General features: G+C 69.7%; 24 protein-coding genes. 13 read left to right on the top strand and 11 right to left on the bottom strand.

Features of this window, described 5'->3' with window-relative positions; translation table 11 throughout:
• Positions 1-22 precede the first annotated feature (22 nt).
• Positions 23-988 carry a LysR substrate-binding domain-containing protein gene (locus tag WS70_RS11185; RefSeq protein ID WP_059597813.1) on the bottom strand — a complete coding sequence of 322 codons (966 nt, stop codon included), beginning with the start codon at positions 986-988 and terminating at the stop codon, positions 23-25.
• A gap of 151 nt (positions 989-1,139) precedes the next feature.
• Between WS70_RS11185 and WS70_RS11180 the strand changes: the two genes are divergently transcribed.
• Entirely contained in the window at positions 1,140-2,699 is a 1,560-nt protein-coding gene (locus WS70_RS11180; RefSeq protein ID WP_108033936.1) for a YbfB/YjiJ family MFS transporter, read from the top strand.
• Positions 2,700-3,229: 530 nt separating this feature from the next.
• Positions 3,230-4,768: a trypsin-like peptidase domain-containing protein gene (locus tag WS70_RS11170; RefSeq protein WP_059474148.1), complete on the top strand. Its 1,539-nt coding sequence runs from the start codon at positions 3,230-3,232 to the stop codon at positions 4,766-4,768.
• A gap of 106 nt (positions 4,769-4,874) precedes the next feature.
• On the opposite strand, the gene WS70_RS11165 is transcribed toward WS70_RS11170, so the two are convergent.
• Both WS70_RS11165 and WS70_RS11160 read right to left on the bottom strand, forming a co-directional pair.
• Positions 4,875-5,288 (bottom strand): hypothetical protein, encoded by a 414-nt coding sequence (locus WS70_RS11165; RefSeq protein ID WP_059474149.1) that lies wholly within the window; start codon positions 5,286-5,288, stop codon positions 4,875-4,877.
• Positions 5,289-5,297: 9 nt separating this feature from the next.
• The gene (locus tag WS70_RS11160; RefSeq protein ID WP_059474150.1) at positions 5,298-5,822 is read right to left on the bottom strand and encodes an RNA polymerase sigma factor; all 525 of its coding nucleotides are present in this window, start codon (positions 5,820-5,822) and stop codon (positions 5,298-5,300) included.
• A gap of 346 nt (positions 5,823-6,168) precedes the next feature.
• Between WS70_RS11160 and WS70_RS11155 the strand changes: the two genes are divergently transcribed.
• Positions 6,169-6,705, top strand: coding sequence for an NUDIX domain-containing protein (locus WS70_RS11155; RefSeq protein WP_059597810.1), 537 nt, complete (start codon positions 6,169-6,171; stop codon positions 6,703-6,705).
• A 46-nt stretch (positions 6,706-6,751) separates the two neighbouring features.
• On the opposite strand, the gene WS70_RS11150 is transcribed toward WS70_RS11155, so the two are convergent.
• Complete coding sequence (locus WS70_RS11150) at positions 6,752-7,087, bottom strand: YbjQ family protein (RefSeq protein WP_059474152.1); 336 nt, start codon at positions 7,085-7,087, stop codon at positions 6,752-6,754.
• Positions 7,088-7,300: 213 nt separating this feature from the next.
• Here WS70_RS11150 and WS70_RS11145 point away from each other — a divergent pair, with 213 nt between their 5' ends.
• From WS70_RS11145 to WS70_RS11125, 5 genes are all read left to right on the top strand, one after another.
• Positions 7,301-8,449 carry an iron-containing alcohol dehydrogenase gene (locus WS70_RS11145; RefSeq protein ID WP_059597809.1) on the top strand — a complete coding sequence of 383 codons (1,149 nt, stop codon included), beginning with the start codon at positions 7,301-7,303 and terminating at the stop codon, positions 8,447-8,449.
• A gap of 110 nt (positions 8,450-8,559) precedes the next feature.
• Entirely contained in the window at positions 8,560-9,009 is a 450-nt protein-coding gene (locus WS70_RS11140) for an acyl-CoA thioesterase (protein ID WP_059474154.1), read from the top strand.
• A 4-nt stretch (positions 9,010-9,013) separates the two neighbouring features.
• Complete coding sequence (locus tag WS70_RS11135) at positions 9,014-9,949, top strand: branched-chain amino acid ABC transporter permease (protein ID WP_059474155.1); 936 nt, start codon at positions 9,014-9,016, stop codon at positions 9,947-9,949.
• Positions 9,942-12,092, top strand: a complete 2,151-nt coding sequence (locus WS70_RS11130) for a branched-chain amino acid ABC transporter ATP-binding protein/permease (RefSeq protein ID WP_059597808.1) — start codon at positions 9,942-9,944, stop codon at positions 12,090-12,092. Before WS70_RS11135 ends, WS70_RS11130 begins: the two co-directional genes overlap by 8 nt.
• On the top strand, positions 12,089-12,793 hold the full coding sequence (locus tag WS70_RS11125) for an ABC transporter ATP-binding protein (protein WP_059597807.1): 705 nt from the start codon (positions 12,089-12,091) through the stop codon (positions 12,791-12,793). Before WS70_RS11130 ends, WS70_RS11125 begins: the two co-directional genes overlap by 4 nt.
• A gap of 458 nt (positions 12,794-13,251) precedes the next feature.
• Here WS70_RS11125 and iolB read toward each other — a convergent pair whose 3' ends face one another.
• The 7 genes from iolB to WS70_RS11090 form a co-directional block, all read right to left on the bottom strand.
• Positions 13,252-14,055 (bottom strand): 5-deoxy-glucuronate isomerase, encoded by an 804-nt coding sequence (gene iolB, locus WS70_RS11120; RefSeq protein ID WP_059597806.1) that lies wholly within the window; start codon positions 14,053-14,055, stop codon positions 13,252-13,254.
• The gene (gene iolE / locus WS70_RS11115) at positions 14,056-14,976 is read right to left on the bottom strand and encodes a myo-inosose-2 dehydratase (RefSeq protein WP_059597805.1); all 921 of its coding nucleotides are present in this window, start codon (positions 14,974-14,976) and stop codon (positions 14,056-14,058) included.
• Entirely contained in the window at positions 14,973-16,991 is a 2,019-nt protein-coding gene (gene iolD, locus WS70_RS11110) for a 3D-(3,5/4)-trihydroxycyclohexane-1,2-dione acylhydrolase (decyclizing) (protein WP_059474207.1), read from the bottom strand. Before iolD ends, iolE begins: the two co-directional genes overlap by 4 nt.
• 10 nt (positions 16,992-17,001) lie before the next feature.
• Positions 17,002-18,999: a bifunctional 5-dehydro-2-deoxygluconokinase/5-dehydro-2-deoxyphosphogluconate aldolase gene (locus WS70_RS11105; protein ID WP_059597804.1), complete on the bottom strand. Its 1,998-nt coding sequence runs from the start codon at positions 18,997-18,999 to the stop codon at positions 17,002-17,004.
• A 13-nt stretch (positions 19,000-19,012) separates the two neighbouring features.
• Positions 19,013-19,813, bottom strand: coding sequence for an ATP-binding cassette domain-containing protein (locus tag WS70_RS11100; RefSeq protein WP_059597803.1), 801 nt, complete (start codon positions 19,811-19,813; stop codon positions 19,013-19,015).
• Positions 19,814-19,825: 12 nt separating this feature from the next.
• On the bottom strand, positions 19,826-20,971 hold the full coding sequence (locus WS70_RS11095) for an ABC transporter permease (protein WP_059474162.1): 1,146 nt from the start codon (positions 20,969-20,971) through the stop codon (positions 19,826-19,828).
• A gap of 101 nt (positions 20,972-21,072) precedes the next feature.
• On the bottom strand, positions 21,073-22,122 hold the full coding sequence (locus tag WS70_RS11090) for a sugar ABC transporter substrate-binding protein (protein WP_059597802.1): 1,050 nt from the start codon (positions 22,120-22,122) through the stop codon (positions 21,073-21,075).
• 236 nt (positions 22,123-22,358) lie between these two features.
• Here WS70_RS11090 and WS70_RS11085 point away from each other — a divergent pair, with 236 nt between their 5' ends.
• From WS70_RS11085 to WS70_RS11060, 5 genes are all read left to right on the top strand, one after another.
• A complete protein-coding gene (locus WS70_RS11085) occupies positions 22,359-23,240 on the top strand; it encodes a MurR/RpiR family transcriptional regulator (protein WP_059474164.1) in 882 nt (293 codons plus the stop codon).
• The gene (gene iolG, locus WS70_RS11080) at positions 23,233-24,252 is read left to right on the top strand and encodes an inositol 2-dehydrogenase (RefSeq protein ID WP_059474165.1); all 1,020 of its coding nucleotides are present in this window, start codon (positions 23,233-23,235) and stop codon (positions 24,250-24,252) included. Before WS70_RS11085 ends, iolG begins: the two co-directional genes overlap by 8 nt.
• Positions 24,253-24,264: 12 nt before the next feature.
• Positions 24,265-25,302 carry a Gfo/Idh/MocA family oxidoreductase gene (locus WS70_RS11075; RefSeq protein WP_059474166.1) on the top strand — a complete coding sequence of 346 codons (1,038 nt, stop codon included), beginning with the start codon at positions 24,265-24,267 and terminating at the stop codon, positions 25,300-25,302.
• A gap of 138 nt (positions 25,303-25,440) precedes the next feature.
• A complete protein-coding gene (locus WS70_RS11065; protein WP_059474167.1) occupies positions 25,441-25,671 on the top strand; it encodes a sulfurtransferase TusA family protein in 231 nt (76 codons plus the stop codon).
• Positions 25,672-25,979: 308 nt separating this feature from the next.
• A complete protein-coding gene (locus tag WS70_RS11060) occupies positions 25,980-26,366 on the top strand; it encodes a hypothetical protein (RefSeq protein WP_059597801.1) in 387 nt (128 codons plus the stop codon).
• The last annotated feature ends 24 nt before the right edge of the window (positions 26,367-26,390 follow it).

Below are 26,390 nucleotides of genomic sequence, written 5' to 3'. Positions count from 1 at the left end.
CCGCGTCCGCGCGTCGACCTCGTCAGGCCGGCAGCGTCTCGTCCGCCGTGCCGCGGCGCGTGCGCCGGCGCGAGGCTTTCGCGGCTTCGTCTGTCGCGACGTCGGTCGGGCTCGCCGCGGCGGCGGCGTCTCGCAACGCATCGCGCAGTGCAGCGAGCGCCGCCGACAAATGTCCCTGGCGCCAGACCAGCATCGTGTCGATCGGCGTGAAGTCCGCGAGCGCGTGCACGCCGAGGCTGTCCGGCTCGCGCTGGACCGTGAGCACCGAGCGCGGCGCGACCGCGACGCCCGCGCCCGCCGCGACGCACGCGACGATCGCGTGATACGAGCCGAGTTCGAGCACGCGCCCGGGCTTCAGTCCGTATGCGGCGTACCAGCGCTCGACGCAGCCGCGATACGCGCAGCCGCGCTCGAACGCGACGAGCGTCGGCAGTAGCACATCGCGCGGCGTGCGCACACGCGGATGGCCGCGCGGCGTCAGCAGCACGAGTTCTTCGGTGAATGCGGGCGCGGTCTCGAACGGCTCGCCGAGCGCCTCGGAGCCGGCCGGCGTCGCGACCAGCGCGGCATCGAGCTCGAATTCGCGCACCTGGTGGATCAGTTTGCCGGTCGTGCCGATGACGAGCTCGAGCGTGACTTCGGGCCACGCCTGGTGATAGCGGGCGAGAAGCGCGGGCAGCCGGCTCGCCGCAGTGCTCTCCATCGCGCCGAGCCGCAATCGGCCGCGCGGCCGGTTCTCGCGGACCGCATGGCGCGCCTCGTCGGCGAGCGCGAACAGGCGCTCCGCGTACGGCAACAGCGTCTCGCCGGCGGGCGTCAGCACGAGCCGGCGGCCGTCGCGCACGAAAAGCGGCGCGCCGAGCTGTTCCTCCAGTTGCTTGATGCGGGTCGTGACGTTCGATTGCACGCGATTGAGCTTCGCGGCCGCACGCGTCACACCGTTCTCGCGCACGACCGCGCGAAAGATCGCCAGCGCCGCCAGATCCATGATTCTCTCCATGGGATGGATTGAATCTGAATTATTCATTTTTCGAGAACGATTGGTCAAGCTAGCATCGAGTCGACTTTGGCCTTGCCGCGACGCTTCCGACCCTTCGAGTGGGCCGCTTCGCCCCTGAATTCGATCGCCCCTGAATCCGATGAGCTCACTTTCTTCTTCCCGTGGCGAAGCCGGCGCGCCGCCTTATGTGTCGTCCGGCGAGCGCGCGGCGCGCGATGCGGCGCTCGCGTGCGCGGCGGCGCTCGCTGTCGCGCTCGGTGTCGGGCGCTTCGCATTCACGCCGCTGCTGCCGCTGATGCTCGCGGGCGGCGAGCTCGACATCCGGCATGGCGGCTGGCTCGCGTCCGCGAACTACGCCGGCTACTTCGTCGGTGCAATGACCTGCGCGCGCATCGCTGTCGATCCTGTGCGGATGGTGCGCTACGGGCTCGTGGCGACGGTCGCGCTGACGCTCGCGATGGGCATCGCGAGCCCGTTCTGGGTATGGGCGCTCGTGCGCTTCGTCGGCGGCGCGGTCAGCGCATGGACGTTCGTGTTCGCGTCGCAGTGGGGGCTGCGGCGTGTCGCCGAGCGAGGCGCGCTTGCGTGGGGCGGCGTGATCTTCACCGGGCCGGGGGTCGGGATCGTCGTGACCGGGCTGATCGGCTCCGTGTTGGCGGGGCAGCGCGCGGCGCTCGGATGGATCGGGTTCGCGGCGGCGTCGGCGGTGCTGTCGGCGGTGGTGTGGCGCGCGTTCGGGACGACGGCGCGCGAGCCGGTGCGCGACGCGGGCGGCGAGCGTTCTCGCAACGGCGCGGAGAATGGCGGCGACGCAGCCGGCGCGGCAGATGCGAGCGGCCGCGCCGAGGCGAGGCGTGCGATCGGGTTGGCCGGAGCGACCAACGCGACCAACGCGACCAACGCGACCAACGCGACCAACGCGACCAACGCGACCAACGCGACCAACGCGACCAACGCGACCAACGCGACCAACGCGACCAACGCGACCAACGCGACCAACGCGACCAACGCAGCGACAGCCATATCCGCGAAAAATTTCACGTCCGCGAACGTCGCCCGCCCGCGTGAGGCGGTTGCGGCATCGACCGGGAGCGCGCCGAACGCATCGCCGGCCGACGCCCGACGCGACGCGTTCTGGCTCGTGCTCCTTTACGGGCTGCCCGGCTTCGGCTACATCGTCACGGCGACGTTCCTGCCCGTGATCGCCCGCGCCGCGCTGCCCGCGCGCTCGCCGTGGCCCGATCTGTTCTGGCCGATGTTCGGCGCGGCGCTGATCGTCGGCGCGCTGCTCGGCGCGAGGCTGCCGAGCCGCTGGGACAACCGGCTGTTGCTCGCGGTCTGCTGCGCGGTGCAGGCGATCGGTGTCGCGCTCGGCATCGTCTGGCCGACGGCGCCCGGATTTGCGCTCGGCAGCGCGCTCGTCGGCTTGCCGTTCACCGCGATCACGCTGTTCGCGATGCGCGAAGCGCGCCGCCTGCGCGGCGAACGCGCGGCGGGCCTGATGGGCTATGCGACCGCGTCGTACGGCGTCGGCCAGATCGTCGGGCCGCTGGCGGCCGCGCCGCTCGCCGCGCATGCCGGCTCGTTTTCGCCGGCGCTGTGGCTCGCGTCGGCCGTGTTGGCCGTCGGGGCGGCGGGGTTTGCGGCCGTCGCGTTGCACGCCACACGTGCGGCGAAACACGGCAGCGGCGTTGCTTGAGCGCTCGACCGGTAGCCGCCGGGCGAAGCGGTTGCGTGCGTTTCGAGCGTGTATGTCGAACCGATGCCGCCGGCACGCGTCGTGCTCCGCGCCCGGCGCGACGATGCTTCGTTCGCGCTGCTGTCGATTTTCTTTTTCGCATCGGGTGCGAGGTCGCCGACTCTTGCCGCCGCTTTCCCCCTTTCTTGTTCGGATCCAATTCACGGCGAATCCACGTTGCCGTTCGGCGCGCGTTCCGCATCGATCGGGCGAGCGCCGACCGAGCCGAATCGCCGCCGCGATTCACGTCATCCGGCGTGCACAGACTCGCGGCTCCTTTCGAATGTTCGCACGGCGCTCGCCGAGCATCCACGCATGCTCGGCGAGCGTCTGACGAGCGTTCGCCGCGAGTAGCGGCCCGTTGCAGATTTTATGGAAGCACGGACTCACGGCCGTCGGCCGCTATGCAATAATCGATCTATCAGTGCTTGCTAGTCCTTTGCGCGCCGCGCAACGGGCCCCTGGCGTAACGATTGCCTTGGAGGTGCACTGTGTATCGTCAAACGCTTGGCCGCACCTTGGTTCACGCTGCAGCGATCGGGGTGGTGCTTGCTGGCTATGCTTGCCTGCAGCCGACGGCGACCGCAGCAGGCACCCTGCCGCAGCCTGTGAAGGCGAAGCGAATCGCACAGACCGGTCCGGTAGGGCCGGTCGATTTCCCCACGCTCGTCGAGCGATACGGGCCCGCCGTCGTGAACGTCAGCGTGGCCGCGCCGGAGCCGCAAATGTCGGCATCCGGTCTCGAGGCCCTTGATCCCGACGATCCGTTCTCCGCGTACTTCAAGCTGGGCGTGCCGCAGCCGCCGACGTCGCAGGACAACCCGCCGCGCGCGATGGCGGGCGCCGGATCCGGTTTCATCGTCAGCGCCGACGGTCTCATCCTGACGACCGCCTACGTGGTCGGCCAGGCTTCCGAGGTGACGGTCCGGCTGATCGATCGACGCGAGTTCAAGGCGCGGGTGTTGGCGGTCGACGATCAGAGCGACGTCGCCGTCCTTCAGGTCGATGCGACGAGGCTGCCGACGGTGAGGCTCGGCGACTCGTCGCGGGTGCGCGTCGGCGAGCCGGTGCTGACGATCGGCACGCCCGACGGCTCGGCGAACACGGTGACGACGGGCATCGTCAGCGCGATGTCGCGCACGCTGCCGGACGGCGGCAGCTTCCCGTTCTTCCAGACCGACGTGACCGGCAATCTCGACAACTCGGGCGGCCCGGTATTCAACCGCGCGGGCGAGGTGATCGGCATCGACGTGCAGATCTATGCGGGCGGCGACCGTTATCCGAGCGTGACTTTTGCAATCCCGATCAATCTGGCGGCGAAGGTGCGCACGCAGGTGCTGGAGGCGCAACAGCAAACGCGGCAGCAAGCGCAGCAACAGGCGCAGCAGGTGCAGCGCACGGCGCCGCCGGGCGGGCTGGGCGTCGACGTGCAGGACGTCGGACCGGGGCTTGCGGCCGCGTTCGGTTTGCCGCGGTCGGCGGGCGCGCTCGTCAACGCGGTCGAGCCGGGATCGCCCGCCGCCGCGATCGGCCTGAAGCCGGGCGACGTGATCGTGCGGATCGGCGACAAGCCGATCGGCCGCTCGGCCGAGCTCGCCAGCGATGTAGCTGCGCTGCCGCCCGGGACGAACACGGCGCTCACGCTGCTTCGCAACCGGGCGCCGATGACGCTGATGCTCGGGCCGGGCGCGGCCGCAGCCGCAGGAACGTCGGCCGGGATGTCGTCGGGGAGTGCGAGCGTCGGTCGGAGCGGAGTCGGCGGCGCGGACCGCCTGGGTCTGACGATGCATCCGCTGACGGACGACGAGCGTCGTTCGACCGGGCTGCCGGTCGGCATGGTGGTCGACGCGGTGCGCGGGCCGGCGGCGAACGCAGGCATCCAGCCGGGCGATGTCGTGCTGGAGTTCAACGACACGCTGATCGAGACGCCGGACATGGTGCCGGCGTTGGAGGCGAAGGCCGGGAAGGTGGTGGCGGTGCTGATTCAGCGGGGCGGAGAGCGCAAGTTCGTGTCGGTCAAGCTGAGATGAGCCGCCGTGCGCGGACGGCTCGAGGTGCGGGGACCCGCGGAGGCGCGGCGAAGCGTTTCCAGGCCCCGGTGCCGTGCAACGGCCCCATGGCTCGCGATTTTCGTCGTTACGCCGGATGAGCTTGCGTCGCGGGCGCTTCGCGCATTGGCGCGTCCTGACCGTCGGCCCGGGAGACGGCTGCCACGATGCGGCTCATCAAATCGTGCAAATCCCCGATGTCGGCGAAGTCGGCGGCCGCCAGCAGCACCTCGAATCGGCCGTTCTCCAACAGAAGCGCGAGCGGGTAGGCCGAGAAAGCTTGCGCATAGGTCTTGAAGAACGTATCGCGATGATGGTATTCGACTGCCATGCCGAGTCGTTCCGCGAAATCCTTCCAGTCTTCGTTCAGTTTCATCCCGTCGTAGATCAGCGCGCACAAGCGGCATTCATAGGTGCCGGGCGAAAACGTTTTATGCATCAGATGCATGACGCTGTTGATGAAGCCGCTGTCGCCGTTGTAGACAAAAACGAGTTTTCGCATGAATCGCTCCTAGTGGGTGGAAAGATATTCGCGCATCAAGGCTCGCGCCCGATGCAAACGACTCTTGATCGAAGAAGGGCGTTCTCCTAGATCGTCGGCTATTTCCTTGATGCTCTTCTCCTCGAAATCGCGCAGGAGAATGATTTCGAGGTAATGCGGCGGGAGCGATTCGAATGCCCCGAGCAGATCCACTCGCATGGCGGCGCTGTCGACGTCGGTGCCGCGTTCCTCGAGGCCGCCGTCCGATTCGCCGACGAACCGGGACTGCGCATGATGCAGTCGATGGCATTCCCGCTTGACCGTCGTCGACAGCCACGCGGGCAGGGCATCCGGGGATCTGATCAGGCGAAGGTGCTGGACGAATGCGAGCAGCGCCGCCTGGACCGCGTCCTCCAGGTCACTGAAGCGGCAATGGGCCCTGGCGTAGCGTTTGACGTCCGTTCGGCAGACGGCCAGCAGCTGCGCCAATGCGCTGGCGTCGCCGGATCTGGCGGCTTCCATGAGGGTAGGGCGATCGGATATCGGCGTTTTCATCTGGGGATCATCGGAGCGACAAGATTATCGATTCTCAAAAGAGAAGAGCACCCGGCCGGCCATTTGGATTCGCGGCGCCGGCGTTTTTTTCGAAACCGAATCGGGCGCTTCGCGTGGTTGCTTGGGAAGATGCCGAAATGCACGCTGCCCCGTCGAAATAGCGCCCGACGGCCTTTGGTAATCAGGCGAAAGTATTTTGAATGGTAGCGCCGACGCGAACGGTGAGAACCCCGCCGGCCACGTCCCTCTCGGCCAAATTCGCTAGAATGAAACCTTCCAGACCCGAGCGGCTTGCCAGGCTCGGTCGCTCCAAGAATCGAGCCAGTTCCCGCATCTCTCCCCGACGATGACCATCGCAGACTACCAATTCTGTCCACGCTGCGCGCGCGCGCTCGCCGAGCGCGCCGATTCCGTCGAGGAGGGCGGCCGCGTGCGCCGCGCGTGTCCCGACGCAACCTGCGGCTATGTCCATTGGAACAACCCGATCCCCGTCGTCGCCGCGATCGTCGAGTACGAAGGCAAGATCCTCCTCGCGCGCAACGCCGCGTGGCCCGAAGGCGTGTTCGCGCTCATCACCGGCTTTCTCGAGCATGGCGAAACGCCCGAGGCGGGGATCGCCCGCGAAGTGCGCGAGGAGACGGCGCTCGACGCCGAATCGGTGAAGCTCGTCGGCGTCTACGAATTCATCCGCAAGAACGAATTGATCATCGCGTATCACGTCCGCGCGAACGGGACCATTCGCCTCTCGCCGGAACTGCTCGAATACCGGCTCGTCGAACCGCCGAAGCTGCGCCCGTGGCGCGCCGGCACGGGCCAGGCGCTCGCCGACTGGATGCGCGCGCGCAGCCTCGACTTCGAATTCGTCGACTTCCCCGGTCAGTAGGGAACGAAGCAGCGGGCCGCGCGGGCGCGGCCCGCCGGCGGCGGCGTTAGCCGGCGCGCGCCGCCTGCACCGCGGTGCCGTAGCACAGCACTTCGGTCACGCCCGATGCGATCTCGGTCGCGTCGTAGCGCATGCCGATGATCGCATTGCCGCCCATCTGCCTCGCCTGTTCGACCATCCGCTCGTAAGCATCCTGCCGCGCCCGCTCGCACAGCGACGTGTAGAGCGAGATGTTGCCGCCGAACAGCGTTTGAATCGATGCGCCGAACGTGCCGACGATCGACCGCGAACGCACGACGACGCCGCGCGCGACGCCGAGCGAGCGTTCGATCCGGTAGCCCGGAATGTCGAACGCGGTCGTGATGAGCTGCGGATCTGCCATGATGTTTCCTCGTCAATGTGAAAATACCCGTGCGCCGCGCCGCTTGGAATTTGCCGCAATCTGTGCTTTTCTGTGCGGCACGCCCGCTGCGCCGCGCCCGGCGTCGCATGTTCGCCCGGACGGCGGCCGCTTGTCCAGCGTCGGGCGGCGTGTCGGCCCCGCGTTCGCGCGCCGCCTGACGATTCGAACGAGCACGATCGGAGGAGACTTCCCGTGGCCTACATCTATTACCTGACGCACATCCATCTCGGCGACGACGCGCTCGCGATGCTCTCGGCCGAATGCGCACGGAGCGGCATCACGCGCCCGCTCGTCGTGACCGACAAGGGCGTCGCGGCGGCGGGGCTCGTCGATCGCACGCTCGACGCGCTCGGGTTCGGCGCGCTGCCGGTATTCGACGACACGCCGTCGAATCCGACCGAGGCGGCCGTGCTCGCCGCCGCGCAGCGCTATCGCGACGACGGTTGCGACGGGCTCGTCGCGGTCGGCGGCGGTTCGGCGATCGATCTCGCGAAGGGCGTCGCGATCGCGGCGACGCATCCGCTGCCGCTCACGCAATACGCGACGATCGAAGGCGGCAGCGACAGGATCACCGCGGCCGTCGCGCCGCTCGTCGCGGTGCCGACGACGTCGGGCACGGGCAGCGAGGTCGCGCGCGGCGCGATCCTGATCCTGAACGACGGCCGCAAGCTCGGCTTTCACTCGTGGCATCTGTTGCCGAAGGCGGCGATCTGCGATCCGTCGCTGACACTCGGCCTGCCGCCCGGGCTCACGGCCGCGACCGGCATGGACGCGATTGCGCACTGCATCGAGACGTTCCTCGCGCCGGCGTTCAATCCGCCCGCCGACGGCATCGCGCTCGACGGCCTCGAACGCGCATGGGCGCACATCGCGCGCGCGACGCACGACGGCGGCGACCGCGCCGCGCGTCTCGCGATGATGAGCGCGTCGATGCAAGGCGCGCTGGCGTTCCAGAAGGGGCTCGGCTGCGTGCATTCGCTGTCGCATCCGCTGGGCGGCGTGAAGGTGAACGGCAGGACGTCGCTGCATCACGGTACGCTGAACGCGGTCGTGCTGCCCGCCGTGCTGCGCTTCAACGAGCGCGCGCCGACCGTCGTCGCCGAGCGCCGCTATGCGCGGATGCGCCGCGTGATGAACCTGCCCGACGGCGCGGACCTGCCGCAGGCGCTGCACGACATGACCGAGCGCCTCGGCCTGCCGACGGGGCTGAGGCAGATGGGCGTCGACGAAAGCGCGTTCGATCACGTGATCGAGGGCGCGCTCGTCGATCACTGCCACAAGACGAATCCGCGCGTCGCGTCGGCCGACGATTACCGGCGCATGCTCGTCGAATCGCTCTGACGGCGCGGCGCGGTTCGTCGCGCAACGCATCGCCGGCATTCGACCATGCAGCCCACATCCAGAAAGCATCCAACAAGCATCCAGCAACCGCCTTTTCGCCTCGCGCCGACATGTCCGCCGCCAAACCCGTTCCGCTGCCGCGCAGCGCCTATCGCCACTTCCTGCCGATCACGACGCGCTGGATGGACAACGATGTCTATGGGCACGTCAACAACGTCGTCTACTACAGCTACTTCGACACGGTCGTCAACGAATACCTGATCCGCCGCGGCGTGCTCGACGTCGAGCACGGCGAGACGATCGGCCTCGTCGTCGAGACGCAGTGCAACTACTTCGCGCCGCTCGTGTTTCCGCAGCGCGTCGAAGCGGGGCTGCGGGTCGCGCGGCTCGGCGCGTCGAGCGTGCGCTACGGGATCGGCCTCTTCGCGGACGGCGGGACGTCGGCCGCCGCGCAAGGCCATTTCGTGCACGTGTACGTCGATCGCGCGACGCGCCGTCCGGTGCCGCTGCCCGAACCGCTGCGCGCCGCGCTCGAGTCGCTCGCCGTGGAGGCGGCCTGACGCGGTGCAGTCGATCGTCATCAATCTGCTGAACGGCCTGAGCTACGGGCTGTTGCTGTTCATGCTGTGCGCGGGGCTCACGCTGATCTTCAGCATGCTGGGCGTGCTGAATTTCGCGCATGCGAGCTTTTACATGCTGGGCGCCTACGTCGGCTTGGCGATCGCCGCGCACACGAATTTCTGGTTCGCGCTCGCCGTCGCGCCGCTCGTCGTCGGCGCGTTCGGCGCGCTGTGCGAGCGCACGCTGCTGCGGCGCGTGAGGGCGAGCGGCCATCTCGACGAATTGCTGCTGACGTTCGGGCTCGCGTATCTGATCGCCGAAGGCGTGAAGCTCGCGTGGGGGCTCGCGCCGCTCGCCGCGCCCGTGCCGGCCGCGCTCGACGGCGCCGCGTTCACCGTCTACGGCGCCGCGTTTTCGCGGTATCGCGTGTTCATGATGGCCGTGTCGGTCGCGATGCTCGGCGTGTCGTGGGCGGGGCTGCGCGTGTCGCAAACGGGGCTCGTCGTGCGCGCGGCGCTCACGCATCGCGCGGCCGTCGAGGCGCTCGGCCACGACGTGCCGCGCGTGATGACGCTCGTGTTCGCCGCGGGCACTGCGCTCGCCGCGCTGGCTGGCGTGATCGGCGCGCCGCTCACGGTGATCGAGCCTGCGATGGCGGAGACGCTCGGCTCGGTCGTGTTCGCGGTGATCGTGATCGGCGGGCTCGGCTCGCTCGCGGGCGCGCTCGCCGCATCGCTCGTCGTCGGCTGCGCGCAGACGTTCGCGACGGCGAGCAGCGCGTCGCTCGGCGCGGCCGCCGAGTGGGCCGGCATCGCGCTGCCCGACGCGTGGCGCGCGCTGACGGTCGCGCAGCTCGCGCCGCTGATTCCGTATCTGCTGCTCGTCGCGGTGCTCGCTTGCCGCGCGCGCGGCCTGTTCGGCGAGCGCGCCGATGTCTAGCGCGACCGTGCGAAGCCGCCTGTCGCATGCGTGGCCGTGGTTCGCGCTGATCGTGCTCCTCGCCGTGCCCGCGCTCGCGTGGCCGCGCGGCTGGATGCTCGGCTATCTAGCGCAGACGGCCGCGCTGATCGTGCTCGCGCTGTCGTACAACCTGCTGCTCGGCACGACCGGGCTGCTGTCGTTCGGGCACGCAGCGTTCGCGGGGCTCGGCGCGTTCGCCGCCGCGCACGTGTTCAACCGCTATGGCTTGCCGCTGCCGCTCGTGCCGCTCGCGGGCGGCGTCGCGGGCGCGGGCTTCGGCGCGCTGTTCGGCTTCATCGCGACGCGGCGCGCGGGCACCGCGTTCGCGATGATCACGCTCGGGCTTGGCGAACTCGTCGCCGCGGCCGCGTGGAGCGTGCCCGACTGGTTCGGCGGCGCGGGAGGCGTGTCGATCGACCGGGCGAGCGGCCCCGCGCTCGGCGCGTGGCATTTCGCGCGGCCGATGCACGCGTATGCGCTGATCGCGCTCTGGTGCATCGGCGCGGCGGCCACGATGCGCGCGCTCGCGCGCACGCCGTTCGCGCGGCTCGCGAACGCGGTCCGCGACAACCCGGCGCGCGTCGCCACGCTCGGCACCGATCCGCGTCGCGTGCGCTACGCGATGGCGGTCGCGGCGGCGTTTTTTGCAGGCGTATCGGGTGCGCTCACGCTGATCGATGTCGAGGTCGCAACGTCGGAGAGCGTCGGGATGCTGCGCTCGGGCGCCGTGCTGTTCGCGACCGTGATCGGCGGCGCGACGGGGTTCTTCGGGCCCGTCGTCGGCGCGGCGCTGCTGACGTTCTTCAGCGTGTTCGTCGCGAGCGTATCGCGGGCGTGGCTGCTGTATCTGGGCGTGTTGTTCGTCGCCGTCGTGCTGGCGGCGCCGGGCGGCGTGAGCGGCGGGTGGCGCGCGCGGCGCGATGCGCGGCGGCAGGGCGGCGCGCGCGTCGACTGGCGGCGCGAACTGCTCGGCGCGGGCGCGGCGATCGCGCTGGGCGTCGCGATCGTGTTCGTCGTCGAGCTCGCGTATGCGCTGCGGTTCGCGCAGGACGAAGGGCGGCGCGCGGTCATCGGACTTTGGCGGTTCGATGCCGGCGCGCCGTTCGGTTGGGGCATCGCGGCGGCCGCCGCGGCAATCGGCGCGGGACTCGCGCAGGCGGCGCGGCGGCGGGGCGGCGTGCATCGATCGAATGAGGCGGATGTCGATGTCGCCGACGCATCCGATGTGCGTGACGCGAGCGACGTGGTTGGCCCGGCGAGCGCGCGTGATCGCGCGAGCGTGTCCGACGACGCCACGTCGTTCGCTATGCAGATGGAGCCTGGCGCCACCGCGGGAAGCCTCGACCGCGCGAGCGTGCGGGCCGCGACCTCGCCGCCCGCGCTGCGCGTGACGAACGTCGGCAAATCGTTCGGCGCGACGCCGGTGCTCGCCGGCGTCGATCTGACGATCCGGCACGGCGAGCGCCACGCGCTGATCGGCCCGAACGGCGCGGGCAAATCGACGCTCTTCGACCTGATCGCGGGCGCGCGCGCGCCGACGCGCGGACGCATCGCGCTGAACGGCGTCGAGCTCGGGCGGCGCGGCCCGCATGCGGTCGCGCGTCTCGGGCTCGCGCGCAGCTTCCAGCAGACGAGCGTGTTCGCGCGGATGACCGTCCATGACAACCTGCGTTGCGCGGCGCTTCACGCGCCTGGGCAGCGTCGCCGCTGGCGCAACTGGCTCGCCGGCGCCGCCGCGATCGATCGCGCGGCCGACGCCGCGCTCGCGTCGATCGGCCTCGCCGCGCGCCGCGACGTGCTTGCGGGCAGCCTCAGCTATGCGGAGCAGCGCGCGCTCGACGTCGGCCTCGCGCTCGCGAGCGGCGCGTCGGTGTTTCTGTTCGACGAGCCGACGGCGGGCATGAGCCGCGACCAGGCGCGGCGGACGATCGAACTGATTCGGCGCGCGACGGCGGGCAAGACGGTGCTGATGATCGAGCACGACATGGACGCGGTGTTCGGTTTCGCCGATCGCGTGTCGGTCCTCGTGCGCGGCGAACTCGTCGCGACCGGCACGCCCGCGGCGATCCGCGCGAACGCGGCGGTGCGCGCCGCGTATCTCGGCGAGGCGTTCGAGCGATGAGCGCGCTGCTCGAACTGCGCGGCGTGCGCGCCGGATACGGCGCGCTGCCGGTGCTCGACGGCGTCGACCTGCGGATCGCGGCGGGCGAAGCAGTCGCGCTGATCGGCCGTAACGGCTCGGGCCGCTCGACGCTCGCGAAGGCGATCATGGGCATGGTGCGGGTCGCCGGTGCGGTGCGCATCGACGGCGTCGACGTCGCGGGCGAGCCGCCGTTCGCGATCGCGCGGCATCGCGTCGGCTACGTCGCCGAGATCCGCGACGTGTTTGCGCTGCTGAGCGTCGAGGACAATTTGCGGCTCGGACTGCGCGGCGCGTGTCGCTCGGCCGCGCGCGCGGCGCTCGCCGACGCGCGCGAGCGCTATCCGATGCTCGCCGAGCGCTGGCGGACGAAGGCGGGTGTGCTGTCGGGCGGCGAGCAGCAGATGCTCGCGCTCGCGCGCGCGTTGATCGGCGCGCCGCGCGTGCTGATCGTCGACGAGCCGGCCGAAGGGCTCGCGCCGCTCGCGGTCGAGCAGGTTCGCGCGTGTCTTGCCGACGCAAAGGCGCAAGGCGTCGCGCTGCTCGTGATCGAGCAGCGGATGCAGCTTGCGCCGGCGCTCGCGTCGCGCGTCGCGGTGATGGGGCGGGGAAGAATCGTCCATGACGGCGCGCCCGATGCGCTCGATGCGGAAACGGTCGCGCGTTGGCTCAGCGTCGGTTGAGCGTCGGCCGGGCGAGCGGGTTCCGCCGCCGTCGCTTGGATGGTCCGTCGATTTTCTGACCGGAGCGGCGGCTGGTCGTCGGCCGGGCGACTCGGCGGTGCTTCGTGCGAGCGTCGGGCGGCCGATGCCGGGAACGGGCCGGCGCATCGGCTGCGAGGGCGATAGCCGATGTAGGCCGAGGCCATGAGGGCAACGCGGACCGCACGCAGCGTCGAGCGCCGCAATCGAAAAGCGCGACCTGCGTGGTGGGCGAAAAAGCTCGCCGAACACTTACCGTGCGACGATCCGCTCGCGGCCGGGCCAGCGCTGAGCAAGCGGTGTTTCCGACGAACCGGCAGCCGGGCGCCGGGCGTTCGACGCCCGCACCCCGACACGAGGGAAGCGCGGGCGATCGACCCGAACGTCGATCGCCCGCGCGCGGCCCGGCTTCGCATACGCCGGCCCGCACCGCCCCGTCGTCACCGTCCGCCGCTCAGCATCCACTCGTGCGCGGGATCGTTCTTGAAGTGCCACGCACGAGTCGGCCCGGCCATCACGTTCAGGTAGTACGACTCGTACCCGTAGGGCACGACGACCGGGTGATAGCCGCGCGGCACGAGCACGACGTCGTGGTCGCACACGGCCATCGATTCGTCGATGTCGCGCGAATCGGTGTACACGCGCTGGAACACGAAGCCCTGCGGCGGATGCACGCGGTGGTAGTACGTCTCCTCGAGCGCGCTTTCGACGGGCGCGTTGTCGGTATCGTGCTTGTGCGGCGGATAGCTCGACGAGTGCCCGGACGGCGTGCGCACCTCGACGACGAGCAGCGATTCGGCCGGCTCGGTTTGCGGCAGGATGTCGCAGACGTAGCGCGTGTTCGCGCCGCTGCCGCGCACCGAGCGCTGCATCTGCGACGGCTGGATGAGCCGCGCCGGATAGCGCCCGGCCGCAGGCGCGCTCGCGACGCCGAGCTCCGCGTCGCGCGACGCGCGCACGGTCACGCGCCGCTGCGGCGGCAGATAGAGCGCATACGGCGCGACGCCGTCGAACACGCTGTCGCGCGAGCCGAGCTCGGTCCAGCGCGCGCCGTCGCCCGCTTCGACGTCGACGGTGCCCGTCAGCACGACGATGCACATCTCTCGCGCGGCCTCGACGAGCTCGAGCGCCTCGCCCGCCTTCAGCCGATACGCGGCGAAGCCGACGTGCTTCCAATGCGCCGATTCCGGCGTGACGCGCGCGATCGACGCGCCGTCGCCCGCGCCCTTGACGAGCAAACTCATTTAAGCCGCCTCCTGGTGATCGGCGGGCGAGAGCGGCGCGTCGACGAGCGCGCGCAGCGTCCGGTAGCCCTGTTGCGCATACGCGTAGCTCGGCGCGACGGCCGGATCCTGCTCGGCCTCGACGACGAGCCAGCCGTGATAGCCGTGGCGCTTGAGCATGTCGATGATCGTCGGGAAATCGATCGAGCCGTCGCCCGGCACCGTGAACGCGCCGGCGATCACGGCGTCGAGAAAGCTCCAGTTGCGGTTGCGCGCGAGCCGGATCACGGCCGGGCGCACGTCCTTGCAATGGACGTGGCACACGCGGCCGATGTGCTTCGCGAGCTCGGCCGCCGGATCGCCGCCGCCGAACGTCATGTGCCCGGCGTCGAACAGCAGGCCCACCGCGTCGCTGGTGCTCGCCATCAGGCGGTCGACGTCGGCGGGGGATTCGACGTACGCGCCCATGTGATGGTGATAGCCGAGCCGCACGCCCTGCGAGAGCGTGTAGCGCGCGAATGCGTCGATGCGCTCGGCGTACGCGTCCCATTGCGCGTCGTCGACGAAGCGCGGGCGCTGGTAGAGCGGCGCGGGCGAGCCCTGGATCGTGCCGGCCACTTCGCCGTACACCATCACGGTCGCGCCGTTCTTCGCGAGCAGCTCGAGATGCGGGCCGACCGCGTCGATCTCTTCCTGCACGCCGCGCTCGGCGAGCCGCCCCGAGTACCAGCCGGACACGAGCGACAGGTTGTACTGCGCGAGGAGGGCCTTCAGCGCCTGCGGTTCGCGCGGAAACTTGTTGCCGAGCTCGAAGCCTTCATAGCCGATCTCGCGGCCTTCGGCCAGCGCGACGGACAGCGGCGTCTCGCCGCCGAGCGACGGCAGGTCGTCGTTCATCCACGACAGCGGATTGACGCCGATACGGATGTCGGATGCGCTCATGTCGATGATTCCGGGGTAGAGGTTGCGGAAGATGAGGCGGAGCCGGCGCTCGTGCGGGCGGCGACCTGCCGCTCGTAGTTCGCGCGTGCGTCGCGCACCGCGTCGCGCGGCGACACTTCGGGCACCGCGACTTCCCACCACCAGCCGCCGTCGGCCGTCGTGCGGGCGGGATCGGTGTCGATGCAGATCACGTACGTGCGATCGGATGCGCGGGCGCGCGCCATCGCCGCTTCGAGCGCCGCGACGTCGGCGACGTGCTCCGCGTGCGCGCCGAGCGCGCGCGCGTGCGCGGCGAAGTCGATCGGCGGCGCGCCGGGCGGGCCTTGCACGCAGTCGTCGAACAGGTTGTTGAACGGCGCGCCGCCGCATGCCTGCTGCAGCCGGTTGATGCAGCCGTAGCCGCGGTTGTCGAGCACGACGACGATGAGCTTCGCGCCGAGCATCACCGACGTCGCGATCTCGCTGTTCATCATCAGATAGCTGCCGTCGCCGACCATCACGATCACTTCGCGATCGGGCTTCGCGAGCTTCGCGCCCAGGCCGCCCGCGATCTCGTAGCCCATGCACGAATAGCCGTATTCGACGTGATAGCCGCCCGGCGCCGCCGAGCGCCACAGCTTGTGCAGCTCGGCGGGCAGCGTGCCCGCCGCGCAGACCGCGATGTCGCGCGCGGCCGAGCCGGGCGCCGAGCGCTGGACGGCGCCGATCACGTCGGCGTCGTACGGCAGCACGCCCGCGCGCTGCGGCGCGTGCGTGACGGCCGTCACGGCGTCGCGCCAATCGCCCGCGAGCGCGTGCGCGCGCGCGGTCCACGCGGTGTGAGCGCGCCAGCCTTCGAGGCGCGCGCCGAGCGCGTCGAGCGCGAGCCGCGCATCGGCCTCGACGATCGACGCGCGGTGCTTCAGCGCATCGAATGCGTTCGCGTTGATGCCGACGACGCGCGCCTGCGCGAACAGCGTGTTCGAGCCCGTCGTGAAGTCCTGCAGCCGCGTGCCGACCGCGATCACGCAGTCGGCGTCGTTCGCGAGCGCGTTCGCGGCGGGCGAGCCCGTGACGCCGACGGCGCCCGCGTTGAGCGGATGATCCCACGGCAGCGCGCTCTTGCCCGCTTGCGTCTCGCCGACCGGAATCCCGTGTCGCTCGGCGAACGCGGCGAGCGCGGCCGCGCCGCCTTCGCTGTAGAGCGCGCCGCCGCCCGCGACGATGAACGGCCGCTTCGCCGCGCGCAGTTGCGCGAGCGCCGCTTCGAGTTCGGCCTCGACGGGGGCGGGCGCATGGAACGTGACGACGCGCGGCGCGAAGAATTCGGCCGGGTAGTCGTACGCCATCGCCTGCACGTCCTGCGGCAGCGCGAGCGTGACGGGGCCGCAGAGGGCCGCGTCGGTCAGCACGCGCAGCGCGCGCGGCAGCGCGGTGAGGAGCTGCGCCGGATGCACGATCCGGTCGAAGTAGCGCGACACGGCCTTGAACGCGTCGTTCGCCGAAATCCCGCCGTCGTGGAAATCCTCGATCTGCTGCAGCACCGGGTCCGGCGCGCGCGACACGAAGACGTCGCCCGGCAGGAGCAGCACCGGCAGCCGGTTTACGTGCGCGAGCGCGGCTGCGGTGACGAGGTTCGTCGCGCCGGGGCCGATCGACGTCGTCACGGCCATCATCCGGCGGCGGAAGTGCGCCTTCGCGTACGCGATCGCGGCGTGCGCCATCGCCTGCTCGTTGTGCGCGCGATAGGTCGGCAGCGTGTCGCGGTGCTGATAGAGCGCTTCGCCGAGGCCCGCGACGTTGCCGTGTCCGAAGATCGCGAACACGCCGCCGAAGAGGAGCTCGGCGCCGCCGGCATGGCCGTTGCCGCCATTGCCACCGTCGCCGGCCGCGACGCGCTGCGCGGCCAGATAGCGCACGAGCGCCTGCGCGGCGGTCAGCCGGATCGTGCCGGAGGCGTTCGCGGCCGGATCGTCGATGATGTCGTTCACGCTCGGGTCTCGTAGGGTTTCATTGTCCATTGCGCTGCGATTCATGCATGGGCTCCTAGGCGGCCACGCGCCGCGCGGCCGCGTGCCGGCCGTGCGCGCCATCGCTTGCGCGGGCCGCGCGCCATGCGCCGATCAGCGTCTCGAACGTTTGCCGCACGCGGGCGATCACCTCGGCGTCGCCGATCTCGCCCGCGAGCCACGCGCGGCTCGGCTCGTGGAAGATCGTGCGGCCGACCGTGAAGCCGCGGCACGTCGCGGACGCGGCCGCCGCCTTGAAGCCGTCGACGAGCTCGTCGACGGGCGCCGAGAGGCCGAGCAGCACGACGCCGCGGCAGTACGGATCGCGCTCGGCGATCAGTGCGTCAATCGCCTTCCATTGCGCGGCGTCGAGCGGCGCGAGCTTCCACCATTCCGGATGGATGCCGATGTTGTACAGGCGCTTGAGCGCGCGGTACACAGTGTCGGCGGCCTGCGGCAGGTCCGCGCGGCGCGGCGGGATCACTTCGAGCAACAGCGCGTGGCCGCTCGCCTGCACGGCGTCGTACAGCGCGCGCAACTGCGTCTCCTGTTCGATCCGCTGCTCGGCGGGCTCGTCCGGATGGTATTGGACGAGGCACTTCGCGATGTGCTCTTGCGGCCACGACACGAGCGTCGTGCCGATCGAGCGGCCGTGATCGAATTCGAGCGGCAGCGAGCCGGGCAGCTCGACCGGCCGGCCGATCCACCAGCCGCGACCGGTCGCGTCGTTGAGCGCGTCCTGCCCGTAACGGTCGTCGATCAGCACGCCGATCCGGCCGGCGAGCCCGAGCTGCGCTTCCGTCTGCGCGACCGCCTCGACGAACAGGCGCTTGAGCTGCTCGACGCGCGCAACGCTCGCGCCCGTCAGCCGCGCGAGCTCGAAGAACGGGTTGCGATGATCGAACGCGAAGCCGAGCACTTCGTCGCGCGGCGCGCGCGCGGGCGTCACGCGGTGCAGCCGCGCGAGCGTCGGATCGAGATCGGGGCGGCGCATCCGCGCGGGGTCGCGTTTCGCCTCGCCGAGGAAATACGCGAGCTCGGCGGGCGTCGGCATCGCGGGCGAGCAGCCGTGCCGCGACACGACGAGCGCGCCGCACGCGTTCGCCGCGCGCGCCGCTTCGTCGAACGGGCGGCCGCGCAGCCATTGCGACAGGAAGCCCGACGCGAACGCGTCGCCCGCGCCGAGCACATTCATCACGTCGACTTCGACGCCGCCGATGAGCGGCAGCGCGTCGAGCGTCGCGGGCACGTCGCCGTCGACGATCGAGCAGCCGAGCGGCCCGCGCTTGACGACGAGCGCAGCGCTCGTCACCGCGCGCACCATCGCGAGCGCGTCGAGGAGCGCGTCCTTGCCGCCCGCGATGCGGAATTCCTCCTCGGTGCCGATCACGACGTCGAAGCGCGGCAGGATCCGCTGCAGGTGCGCGGTCACGCCTTCGTTCGCGATGAAGCGCGTCTCGCCGTCGGCCTTGCCGGTCAGGCCCCACAGCACCGGGCGATAGTCGATGTCGAGCACCGTGCGCACCTGGTTGCGGCGCGCGTAGTCGAGCGCGCGCCGGCTCGCGCGCATCACCTGCTCGGTCGAGAAGTGCGTGCCGGTGATGAGGAGCGCCTTCGACGACGCGATGAACGCCTCATCGAAGTCGTTCTCGTCGAGCGCCATGTCCGCGCAGTTCTCGCGATGGAAGACGAGCGGGAACGTGTCGCGGTCTTTCAGGCCGAGCAGCACGAGCGCGGTCAGGCGCTCGGGATCGGTGCGCAGGCGGCTCGTGTCGCAGCCTTCGCGCGCGAGCGTCTCGGACACGAAGCGGCCCATGTGGTCGTGGCCGACGCGCGAGAGCATCGCCGATTTGAGGCCGAGCCGCGCGCAGCCGAACGCGATGTTGCCCGACGAGCCGCCGAGATACTTCGCGAAGCTCGACGCGTCCTCGAGCCGCGCGCCGATCTGCTGCGCGTAGAGATCGACCGCGACGCGGCCGATGCAGATCACGTCGAGCGGGCGATGCTGCGCAAAGGAGAGAGTAGGGGAAGTCATCGCGAGTCCTGGATCAAATGGTCGCGCCGTCGAGTTCGGCGATCATCTTCTGCATTTCGGCGCCGCCCGCCATCATGTCGAGCACTTCGTTCTTGCCGATCGTCTCCTTCGTGAAGGTGCCGAGCGAGCGGCCGCGGTTGAGCAGCGTGAACGAATCGCCGATCGGGTACGCGTGATGCACGTTGTGCGTGATGAAGATCACCGAGATCCCCTTTGCGCGCGCGGCGTGGATCAGCTTCAGCACGTTGAAGCTCTGCTTGACGCCGAGCGCGGCGGTCGGTTCGTCGAGGATCAGCACGCGCGCGCCGAAGTGGATCGCGCGCGCGATCGCGAGGCACTGCCGCTCGCCGCCCGACATCGTGCCGATCGGCTGGTGCGCGTCGCGCACGTTGATGCCCATCTCGGCGAGCTTCGCGCGGGCGATCTGCGCGCTCGCATCGAGATCCATCACGTTGAAGAGGCCGAACAGCTTCTTCTGCGGCTCGCGGCCCATGAAGAAGTTGCGCGCGACGGAGAGGAGCGGCACGAGCGCGAGATCCTGGTAGACGGTCGCGATGCCGAGGTCGAGCGCGTCCTTCGGCGATTCGAACAGCACGGGCTTGCCGTCGACCAGGTACTGCCCGTCGGACGGCGGGTGAACGCCCGCGAGCGTCTTGATGAGCGTCGACTTGCCGGCGCCGTTGTCGCCGAGGAGGCAGTGCACTTCGCCGCGCTTCAGGCGCAGCGTGACGCCCGACAGCGCGATCACCTTGCCGAAATACTTGCTGACGTTCTCGAGCGAGAGAATCGTCTCGTTGGATGCTGGCGTGGACATGCTTGAACTCCGTTACGATTGCGACACGCGGCGGCGGACATAGTGGTTGAACAGCACGGCGACGAGCAGCATCACGCCGAGGAACACGCGGAACCAATCCGAGCTGATGTTCGTGTAGGTGATGCCGATCTGCACGACGCCGAAGATGAGCGCGCCGAACGCCGCGCCGATCACAGATCCGTAGCCGCCCGTGAGCAGCGTGCCGCCGATCACCGCGGCGATGATCGCCTCGAATTCTTTCTGCAGCCCGCGGTCGGCCGCGGCCGAGCCGATGTCGGCCACTTGCAGCACCGCGAACAGGCATGCGCAGAACGCGGTCAGCACGAAGAGCGAGATCTTCACGCGGCGCACCGGGACGCCGACGTTCTTCGCCGCGTGCGCGTCGCCGCCCGACGCGAGGATCCAGTTGCCGTAGCGCGTCTTCGCGAGCACGAACGCGCCGATCGCGGTGACGGCGAACCACCACAGCAGCACCTTCGGCACGCCGGGCACGAGCGGCTCGCCGTTGTCGAGCACCTGGCCGACGCCGACGTGCGCGAGCCAGCGGAACAGGTCGTGGAACGCGACGCCCTGGAACAGGACATGCGTGATCGGATCGGCGTGCGCGTAGTCGCCGAGGCCCGACACGATCGTGCGGTCGGCGAACATGATCGACAGCGCGAGCGTGAGCCCGCGCAGGATGAACAGGAAGGCGAGCGTGACGATGAACGACGGCAGCTTCGTGCGCATCACGAGATAGCCGTTCAGCGCGCCGAGCGCCATCGAGCCGGCGAACGCGAACAGGATAGCGAGCCAGATCGGCCAGTGGAAGTAGACGGTCGGGATCGCGACCATCATCCCGGCGAAGCCGATCATCGAGCCGATCGACAGGTCGAACTCGCCCGCGACCATCAAGAGGCACGCGCCGACCGCGAGGATGCCGAGATAGGCCGCGACCTGCGACCAGTTCATGATCCCGTCGAGATTGAACATGCCGGAGCCGCCCGCGCCGAACGCGAACACCGCGAACACGAGCACGGCGCCGGAAATCGCGGCGAACTCGGGACGATTGAGAAAGCGCTGGAACCACGCTTCGCCGCGCAGCCGTTCGTCGGACGCGGCGCCCGGCTGCGGCTTCTCGTGCGCATGCGCTGACATGTGCTTGCCGACTACACCCATGATGTCTCCTTGATGCCCGGCGCTCGGCGCGTTCGGCTCCGCGTCGCCGGTAAAGCGCGCGGGCGAGCGCCCGCGCGTCGTGCGAATCGATGCGATGGACGTTAGCGGTACTGGCCCGCGTACTTGAGCACTTTGTCGATGTTCTCTTTCGTGATGAAGCCAGGGCCGGACCGGATATTCTTCGGCCCGTACGACGGTTGCAGCCCGTAAGTCGAAAGCCGCGCCTGGAACTTCGGATTCGCCTCGAGGATCTGGCGGATCTTTGCGGGATCGGCGGTCTTGTTCTGCTTCGCGATCGCGAGCACGGCGACCGGGATGTAGCCCTGCAGGTACGGCTGCTGGTCGATCGCGAACTTGATCGCGCCGCTCTGGATCGCCTTCGCGATGTCGTCCGAGAAATCGAACGTCGCGAAGAACAGCTTGTTCGCGAGGCCCATCTGCTGGACCGCCTTCAGCGTCGCCGCGGCGGGCACCGGGCCGAGCGTCAGGATCGCCTGCGTGTCCGGATGGTTGCGCAGGTACGCGCTGACCTTCGACTGGATCTCGGTCGGGTCCTGGCCGGAGTCGATCGTCGAGCGCTTGTAGTCGGCGCCGATCGCGTCGGCGAAGCCGCGGCAGCGGTCGAACGACACGCTGTTGGTCGCGATGTGGTTCACGCAGACGAAGGTCTTCACGCCCGCCGCCTTCGCCTTCTCACCCGCCGCGTGGCCCGCGACGTACTCAGGCTGGCCGACGTGCATGATCGCGCCGAGCTGCGCGCTCTGTTCCTCGGTGCCGGAGTTGATCGTCACGAGCGGGATCTTCTTTGCGGTGACTTTCTTGAGCGCGTTCTTCAGTACGTCGTAGTCGGCGATCGTCGTGATCACGCCGTCGTAGTCGCGGGCGGCCGATTGCTCGATCAAGCGCGCCATGTCGGCAATGTCGCCGTTCGGCGGGTTGCGATAGTCGGTCGTGACGTTGAAATCCTCGTCCGCCTGCTTGATCGCGTTCTTGATCGTGTTCCACCACGAATCGGAATCGGGCGCGTGGCTGATCAGCGCGAACCGGGCGTCCGCCGCCTGGGCCGCCGGGACCGCGGCGCCCACGCCCGCCGCGACGGCGATCGCGGCGACGCACGCGCGCAGGACGGCCTTGCCAGTGCAAAGTCTCATGTCTCCACCTTTCTCTGTCTGTCGTTTTCGGGCGAACGCAGGCCGGGCCGCGTTCACGAGCAAGGTTAGGTCAATCCGCCTTGGATTGCAAAGAAAATTTTATTTAATCATGCAATGGAAAATTTATTCCATTTTGAATCCGGAATGCCTATACTCGGTGCACGACAAGACAACGAGCCGGATGCTGTCCGCGGCGCGCGCGATGCGCGACGCGGCGCCCGCCGGCCGCAACGGACATGGACGACACGACACCACCGGAGACGCCCGCCGTCGACGACCTGCTGCAACGGATCGCCGACGCCTACGACGCGCTGCCGCGCCAACTGAAGCACATCGCGTCGTACATCGACGCGCACCGCTCGAGCGTGATGATGGACCGCACGAGCGACATCGCCGAGCGCTGCGGCGTGCATCCGTCCGCCGTCGTGCGTTTTGCGCAGCGTTTCGGCTTTTCCGGGTTTTCCGATCTGCAGGCGGTGTTCAAGGACGCGTACACGGGCCAGAACCCGACCGTGCAGAGCTACCAGCAGCGGATTCGCAACCTGATCGACGGCAAATCGGGCCCGATGACGGGCGGCGCGGTGGCGCGGCAGTTCATCGACGCGTCGCGCGCGGGCCTCGACGAGCTCGCGGCGGGCCTCGACGACGACCAGTTCGACGCGGCCGTCACGATGCTCGAGAAGGCCGAGAACATTTATGTGGTCGGCGTGCGCCGCTCGTTTCCGGTCGCGAGCTACATCGTGTACGCGCTGCAGCATACGGCGAAGCGCGTGCACCTCGTGTCGGGGCTCGGCGGCATGTACCGCGAGCAGATCCGCAGCGTGAAGAAGGGCGACGTCGTGATCGCGATCAGCTTCGCGCCGTACGGCAAGGAGACGCAGTACTGCCTGCGCGCCGCGCGCCACAACCATGCGCAGACGCTCGTCATCACCGACGGCCGCCTGTCGCCGCTCGCGCGCGACGCGAGCGCCCATTTGCTCGTGAAGGAGGGGAGCGCGTTCGCGTTCCGTTCGCTGACGAGCACGATCTGCCTGTGCCAGGCGCTCTTCATCGCGCTCGCGTACCGGCTGGAATTGAACGTCGAAGAAGTCAAGGACACTGGAGGATACGATGACTGACGCAGTACCGACGATCAACGTCGCCGTGTTCGGCGCCGGGCGGATCGGCCGCATCCATGCGGGCAATCTCGCGCGCCGGCCCGGCGTGCGGCTCAAGTACGTGGTCGACGTGAACCGCGATGCGGCGGCCGCGCTCGCCGCGCAGCACGGCGCGCAGGTCGCCGACGTCGACGGTGCGCTCGGCGACGCGTCGATCGGCGCATCGGTGATCTGCTCGAGCACCGACACGCACGCCGACCTGATCGCCGGCGCCGCGCGCACGGGCAAGCACGTGTTCTGCGAGAAGCCCGTCGACCTGACGGTCGCGCGGGCGCGCGCGTGCGAGGCGGCCGTCGCGCAAGCGGGCGTCGTCTGCATGATCGGCTTCCAGCGCCGTTTCGATCCGACCTTCGAGGCGGTGAAGCGCCGCATCGACGCGGGCGAGATCGGCGCGCCGGAGATGCTCGTCGTGACGAGCCGCGATCCGGGCGCGCCGCCCGTCGACTACATCAGGCACTCGGGCGGGATCTTCAAGGACATGCTGATCCACGACTTCGACATCTTCCGCTGGATCCTGGACGACGATGCCGACACGCTGCACGCGACGGGCAGTTGCCTCACCGATCCGGCGATCGCGGACGCGGGCGACGTCGATTCGACCGCGGTCACGATCCGCACGAAGCGCGGCCGGCTCTGCCAGATCAACACGACGCGCCGCGCCGCGTATGGCTACGACCAGCGCTTCGAAGTGCTCGGCAGCGCCGGGATGCTGCAGGCGGGCAACGTGCGGCCGACCGAGGTGACGGGCTATTCGGCGCACGCGGTGTCGACCGACCTGCCCGAAGCGTTCTTCCTCGAGCGCTACCGCGCCGCGTACGCGCGCGAGATCGAGCATTTCTTTGCCGCGGTGACGCACGGCGAGCCGGTGCGCACGACGGTCGCGGACGGCGTGAAGGCGCTCGAGCTCGCCGAGGCCGCGACGCGGTCGTGGCGCGAAGGGCGCGCGGTGAAGCTCGGCGAAGCGCCGGCCTGAAGGAGCGATGCGATGACAGTCAGCCATAGCGCAGCCCCCGTGCGGATCGGCATCGCGGGGCTCGGCCGGCTCGGCCGGCGACATGCGGAAAACCTCGCGCGCCGCGTCGCGGGCGCGGCGCTTGCCGCCGCGTGCAGCCCGGTCGCGGACGAATGCGCGTGGGCGCGCGACGCGCTGAAGGTGCCGCGTGTCTACGAGGATTTCGACGCGCTCGTCGCCGATCCCGAGCTCGATGCGTTGTGGCTCGTCACGCCGTCGGCGCTGCACGCGGACCAGATCGTCGCGGCGCTCGCCGCCGGCAAGCACGTGTTCTGCGAGAAGCCGCTGTCGCTCGATCTCGCCGAGTGCGAGCGGGTGCTGGCCGAGGCGCGCGCGCGGCCGCATCTCGTCGCGACGATCGGCTTCATGCGCCGCTTCGATCCGAGCTACCGCGACGCATACGAGCGCGTCGCGGCGGGCGCGATCGGCCGGCCGTTCCTCGTGCGCTCGCAGACCTGCGACCGGAACGATCCGGAGGGCTTCTTCGTGCGCTTCGCGCCGAGCTCGGGCGGCATCTTCCTCGACTGCACGGTGCACGACATCGACGTCGCGCGGTGGCTGCTCGGCGCGCCGCGCGCGAAGCGCGTGTACGCGGCGGGCGCGATCGCGCTGCACGAGGGCCTGCGCGCGTGCGGCGACGTCGACAATGGCGTCGCGATCTGCGAGTTCGAGGGCGGCCGGCTCGCGATGTTCTACGCGTCGCGCACGATGGCGCACGGCAACGACACGCACTCGGAGGTGATCGGCGCCGCCGGGGCGCTCACGATCGGCCGCAACCCGCGCGCGAACCGCGTCGAGATCCACGACGCGACAGGCATCCGCAACGCCTGCACGCCGACGTTCTTCGATCGCTTCGAGGAGGCGTTCCTGATCGAGGCGCAGGCGTTCGTCGCGGCGGTGCGGGGCGAGAGCGGCTTGGGCGGCGCGACGCTCGCGGACGCGCTCGAGGCGACGCGGATCGGCCATGCGCTGCGCGAGTCGCTGCGGACCGGGCGCGCGGTGGAACTGTAGCCCTCTGACGCGCGCCGGGCAGCCGGCTGCGCGCGCGTCGGCGCTTGCTCGCGCGCGGGTGCGGTTGGGGGCGCATGCGGTAGAATCGTGCGTTCCGACAAGCGCCGCGACGGCGCGCCATTCGAAGGTCGAAAGCCGATGCTCATTCACAAGGAAGTGGACGCGCGCGGGCTCAATTGCCCGCTGCCGATCCTGCGCGCGAAGAAAGCGCTGGCCGACATGGTAAGCGGCCAGATTCTCAAGGTGCTCGCCACCGATCCCGGCTCGCAGCGCGATTTCGCCGCGTTCGCGAAGCAGACGGGCAACGAGATCGTCGAGTCGTCGACGACGCAGGACAAGACGTTCGTTTTCCTGATGCGCCGCCGCTGACGCGCAAGGCGGCGGCGCCGCATCGTTCCGATGCCGCGCGGGCGCGCCCGACGCGGCATTTTTCATTGCGCGCTCCCCGCGCGAACGCCGCAGCGAATGCCGCGAGCGAACGCCGCAAGCCGCCGTCGCCGGGCCGAAGGCGGCTCGTCGCATCTGACAATCCTTAAACCACCTGTCGCCGCGCACTGCCTATACTGCGCTGTCGGATCTCGTCTGCAGAAACACACCGCGCGGTGCCGCGGCTGCGGACGGGACGTATCGCGAAGGACATGCCCCGTGCGTGTCGTTGCGGCAAACAGGGGAGTGTCATGCTGTTCAAATCGGGAACGATTCGGATACCGTTCGAGCCGAACGGCAAGGCGCGCGAGCGGATGCGGCCGATGCAGCGCGTCGAGCTCGATCCCGAGCATGATCGCCATGCGCGTGCCGCGTTGGAGGCATATGCGGATGCGAGCGCAGTCGAGATGCCTTGGCTCGCCGAATGGATGCGCGAAGCGCTCGGCAGTCCGCAGCCGGACTTGACGCGCTGCGCGGCGACCGTCGAGCGCGTGTTCGATCTCGCGCACGCATGGGCGGCCGATCAGCCGGACTATGCGCGCGCCGCTTGGGAACACGTGCGCGGCCGTCTGCATGACGCATTGCAACACGCGTCGCGCCCGATCGCACGCGACGTATTCGAAACCGATCCGGCCTAGCGGAGCGCTCCCGGTGCGCTCGTC

Source organism: Burkholderia mayonis, from assembly GCF_001523745.2.
Lineage (GTDB): Bacteria > Pseudomonadota > Gammaproteobacteria > Burkholderiales > Burkholderiaceae > Burkholderia > Burkholderia mayonis.
This window is presented reverse-complemented; position numbering and strand designations above follow the sequence as displayed.